1 protein-coding gene is annotated in these 1543 nt (G+C 76.1%); it reads left to right on the plus strand.

The features are described from left to right. Positions 1-1169 (plus strand): glycoside hydrolase 5 family protein (locus tag GTR00_RS20555; protein ID WP_166613383.1); only part of this gene is annotated, 1169 nt, incomplete at its 5' end. Positions 1170-1543: the final 374 nt, after the last annotated feature.

Genomic DNA, 1543 nt, shown 5'->3' on the forward strand with positions numbered 1-1543 from the left:
CACGCACCCCCTGGAAGTCCTCCGCGGTGCGCCGCCTCGCGGCGGCCGCGCTCGCCGTCGCCGCCGCCGCGGTGTGCGCACCCGCCGCGCAGGCCGCCCCCGCCCTCGAGCGCGGCACGCGCCAGCTCGCGGTGACCAGCGCCGCCGTCGAGGTGAGCGCCCCGGCGACCCTGGGCCCCGGTTTCTCCATCGGAGAGCTGATCGGCATGTCCTCCACGGACATCGGCCGCCGGCTCGACGCCGTCCGCGCCAGCGGGGCGAAGTCCATCCGCTTCGACGTCGCCTGGCCCACCGTGCAGCCCACCGCCGGCAGCGCGCGCAACTGGGCCCCCGTCGACCGCGTCGTCTCGGCCGCCAACGCCCGCGGCCTGCAGATGCTGCCCATCATCGACTACACCCCCGCCTGGGCCCGCGTGCCGGGCTGCACCGTCCCGGCGTGCGCGCCGGCGGACCCGCGCGCCTTCGCCGCGTTCGCCGGTGAGGTGGTGCAGCGGTACGCCCCGGCGGGCATCCGCGTCTGGGAGGTCTGGAACGAGCCGAACGTGGGTTCCTGGGCGCCGCGCCCCGACCCCGCCGCCTACGCGCGCCTGCTGGTCGCGACCTCCGCGGAGATCAAGCGCCGTCAGCCCTCGGCCACCGTGGTGACCGGCGGGCTCGCCCCGGCGGTCACCGTCGCGGGGGGCACCTACTCCCCGCAGGACTTCCTCAAGGGCGTCTACGACGCCGGTGCGCGCGCCTCCTTCGACGGCGTCGGCATGCACCCCTACTGCTTCCCGGCCCTGCCCGGTGAGGGTCAGCTCTGGAGCGGCTGGACCCAGATGACGAAGCTGCGCGAGATGATGGTGGCGCGCGGCGACTCCGCCAAGGGCGTGTGGGCGACCGAGTTCGGCGCCCCCACCACGGGTCCGGGCAAGGGCACGACGGCCGCGACCCGGGTGTGGGGCAGCGGGTACGACCACGTCGACGAGACGATGCAGGCCCAGACCGTCAAGGCGGCCGCCGCCCAGCTGCCGTCGATGCCCTGGTTGCGCACGCTGATGTGGTACTCGTACGTCGACCTCGGCGACGGCAGCGTCAGCAACGTCAACGGCTACGGCCTGGTGCGCCGGGACGGCACCGCCAAGCCCGCCCTCGCCGCCTGGGTGAACGCCACGCGCGGCATCCTCTGACCCCCCCGCGGTTCTCGCGGCCCCCGGGACTCCCGGGGTTTCCGGTGTTCCCCGTGTTCCCGGTGTTCCCGGTGTTCCCGGTGTTCCCGTTCTTCCCCGGTCCCGGTCGCCCCCGCACCGGGCGGCCGGGACCGCGGCGCCGGTCCTGGACCCGGTCACCCCCCCTGCGCGGGCGCTGGTTGTGCGACTCTCGTGCCACCGCACGGACGCACACTCGCGAGCACCGACGAGAGGGCAACGGATGCCAGCCACGAGCGTGGGACCCACGCACCCCACCCCGCACCACGAGCACCGGGGGAACCCGCCCTCGCCCCGGCCCGGCGCCGGGCCGGGGCGAGGGCGGGTTCCCCCGGTGCTCGTGGTGCGGGGTGGGG

This window comes from Kineococcus indalonis (assembly GCF_009906395.1).
GTDB classification, from domain to species: Bacteria; Actinomycetota; Actinomycetes; order Actinomycetales; family Kineococcaceae; genus Kineococcus; species Kineococcus indalonis.